Source organism: Protofrankia sp. CiP1_Cm_nod1, assembly GCF_920888515.1.
In the GTDB taxonomy this organism is placed as follows: Bacteria; Actinomycetota; Actinomycetes; order Frankiales; family Frankiaceae; genus Protofrankia.
In genome coordinates, this window is record NZ_CAKKTM010000246.1 from 1 (window position 1) to 2,867 (window position 2,867).

Genomic DNA, 2,867 nt, shown 5'->3' on the forward strand with positions numbered 1-2,867 from the left:
CCGCACAACCGCGTCGACCGTCCGGCTCTTGCCCGTCCCCGGACCGCCGGTGAGCAGGCTCACACCGGCGTCGAGGGCGGTGCGGGCGGCGCGCAGCTGGGTCTCGTCCAGGCCGGCCAGGACGGCGGCGAGGCCCTCGTCCGCCTCATCCGCCTCGTCGTCCTCGTCCGCCCCGTCGTTCCCGTCCGCGTCCGCTGCCGGGGCCGCTTCCCTGGCGGCGGCGTCCGCGGGGCCGCCCGGCTCCGCGCCGTCCGCGCTCTCCCCGGGGCCGGGGGCGTCGATGTCGTCCAGGGCGTCGAACATGCCAGGAAGATCGTCATCGTCCTCGCCGGCGGCCGGTGGGCGTGCCGGTGCCGTGCCCGTCGTGGCCGTTGTGGCCGTTGTGGCCGGCCGGGGGCGGGCGGATCCGGGGCGCAGCGGCTCGGCGAGGGCCAGCAGCCGCGCGATCCCTTCGGCCAGGGTCTGTTCCGCCGTGGCGTACCGCTCGAGCGCGGCCAGCCTGCCGGTGATGACCACCTGGCCGTCCTCGACCGCGCTGCCCAGCGCCGCCGCCGGGTCCACGACCCCGTCACGGGCGGCGGCCCGCAGCAGCGGGTCCACCTCCGCCGCGGTGTCCCCGAAGCGGGACGCGGCGCGGCGCAGCAGGTGGGCGACCACCGCGGGGCCGCGCCGGTCGTCGTCACGGCCCGCGCCCATGGCCCGGGCCAGCCGGTCGGCCTGGGTGAGCTCCGCCTCGCCCGCGGCGAGCAGCGCCCACGGGTCGGCACGCAGGGCGTCGGCCACTCCCGGCCCGAGCTCGTCGACCAGCCGGCGGACCAGGCGGACCGGCAGGTCGGCCAGGATGAGCAGCTCGGCCGCGGCAAAGGCGCCCCCGGCGGCGGCGAAGGACTCCACCAGCCGCCGGGCCCGCGCGGGAGGGACCCCCGGGACGGTCGCCAGCCGGGCCGCGTCCACGTCGGACGGGGCGCGGATCCCGGCGTCGGGCAGGCGGGCCGCGATCGTCCGGCCGAGCCCCGGCCACAGCCCGGCGGCGCAGAAGGCGGTGAACACCACAGCGGGATCGACGCCCGGGCCGACGGCCGCGGCGGCCGTCGCGCCCACCGGGCCGTCCGCTGGCGCCCCGTCGCTGACCAGGCTGGGGGGCTCGTCGGTGGAGATGGTCTCGGCCGGCATGCCGGCAGTCTAGAGCGGCCGTCGGACCGGCCGTTGCGCGCCGAATCCCGACGTGCCACCAGTAGTTACCGACGGTGACGTCCGGTGCGGAAGCGACCGGCGATCGACGCGGGAGCGACGGGGGATCGACGGGGGATCCACAGACGATCAGTGGAACAGCGGCTCCCGCCCTCCGGGGAGCCTCGGGCGAGGGCCCGTGGGCGGGGGCCGCTAAGGTCGATGCGACCCGGCGGGCCCCGCCACGGCGGATCCGGGGCGGCCGGGCGCACGGCGTCCGGCCGGTTACCCTGAGCAGGTCTCCCGGTGGCGGCTCGTATCCCGATCATCGACACCGCCCCTGTCGTGCCGATCGCGGTGACAGCGGCCACGTCCAGCATTGATCATGCAATGCCACGTACGCCATACGCAGAGCCACACAGAGGGGGCCGGGAGTGAACGCCCTGGAAGCAGTCGTGCTGGGCACCGTGCAGGGGCTGACGGAGTTCCTGCCGATCTCCAGTACGGCGCACCTGCGGATCGTCCCGGCGTTCTTCGACTGGGAGGATCCCGGCGCGGCGTTCACCGCGGTCACCCAGCTCGGGACCATGGCCGCGGTCCTGATCTACTTCCGTGGGGATCTGGGCCGCATCGCGCTGGCGTGGGCCCGCGGCCTGCGGGACCCGGAGATCCGCCGTACGCTCGACTCCCGCCTCGGCTGGTACATCGGGCTGGGCACGATCCCGATCGGGCTGATGGGCTTCGCCTTCCAGCACCAGATCGAAACGGGTGCCCGCAACCTGTGGGTGATCGGCTCGGCGCTGATCGTGCTGGGCCTGGCGCTGCTGTACGCCGAGCGGAAGGCCACGCTCAAGCGCGACGTCGACGACATCGGGCCGCGGGACGCGGCCATCATCGGGTGCGCCCAGGCGTGCGCGCTCATCCCGGGGGTGTCCCGGTCGGGGTCGACGATGACCGCGGGGCTGCTGACCGGGCTCACCCGGGAGGCGGCCGCGCGCTACTCCTTCCTGCTGTCGATCCCCGCCGTGGTGCTCTCCGGCCTGCTGGAGCTCCGCAAGATCGGCGAGGACGGCGGCGCGGGCACCGGGGCCACGGTGATCGCGACCATCCTCGCCTTCGGCGTCGGGTACGCCTCCATAGCCGGTCTGTTGAAGTTCCTCGTCCGGCACAGCACGATGGTGTTCGTCGCATACCGGGTGGCGCTGGGGAGCCTGGTACTCTCTCTGGTCGCTTCCGGAGTGATCGCGGCCACGCCATGACGGCGATCGTTCCGGAAGCCAGGTCCCGGAAACCAGGTCCTGGGAACATGTCCCGGCAACACAGCGTCTCGCGGGTGGGCATCGTGCAGGTCGTCATGCGGGCCGCGACAGGGATCGCGGCGGGGATCGCCGTGCGGGGCACCGTCGGGCAGCCGCGGTGACCACCGTTCTGCTCGTGCGCCACGGGCTGACCGCGGTGACCGGCTCCATCCTGCTCGGCTGGACGCCGGGTGTCGGCCTCGACGACAGAGGCCGGGCGCAGGCCCACGCGCTGGCCGGGCGGCTGGCGTCCGTCCCGCTCACCGCCGTCGTCTCCAGCCCGCTGCAGCGCTGCCGGGAGACCGCCGAGGCGATCGCCGCGCGACAGCGGGCGGCCACCGCGGGCCGGAGCGAAGACGAACAGGCCGGTGACGCCGGCCCTGCCGGGCCCGGCACGGC

3 protein-coding genes are annotated in these 2,867 nt (G+C 75.3%); 2 read left to right on the forward strand and 1 reads right to left on the reverse strand.

The window, feature by feature from the left end:
• Positions 1–1,173: helix-hairpin-helix domain-containing protein (locus NBX02_RS11150; RefSeq protein ID WP_445548370.1), on the reverse strand; the 1,173-nt coding region annotated here is incomplete at its 3' end.
• Positions 1,174–1,604: 431 nt separating this feature from the next.
• On the opposite strand from NBX02_RS11150, the gene NBX02_RS11155 reads away from it, so the two are divergent.
• Together NBX02_RS11155 and NBX02_RS11160 are read left to right on the forward strand one after the other, a co-directional pair.
• Entirely contained in the window at positions 1,605–2,429 is an 825-nt protein-coding gene (locus tag NBX02_RS11155) for an undecaprenyl-diphosphate phosphatase (RefSeq protein ID WP_250291239.1), read from the forward strand.
• A 157-nt stretch (positions 2,430–2,586) separates the two neighbouring features.
• Positions 2,587–2,867: histidine phosphatase family protein (locus NBX02_RS11160; protein ID WP_250291240.1), on the forward strand; the 281-nt coding region annotated here is incomplete at its 3' end.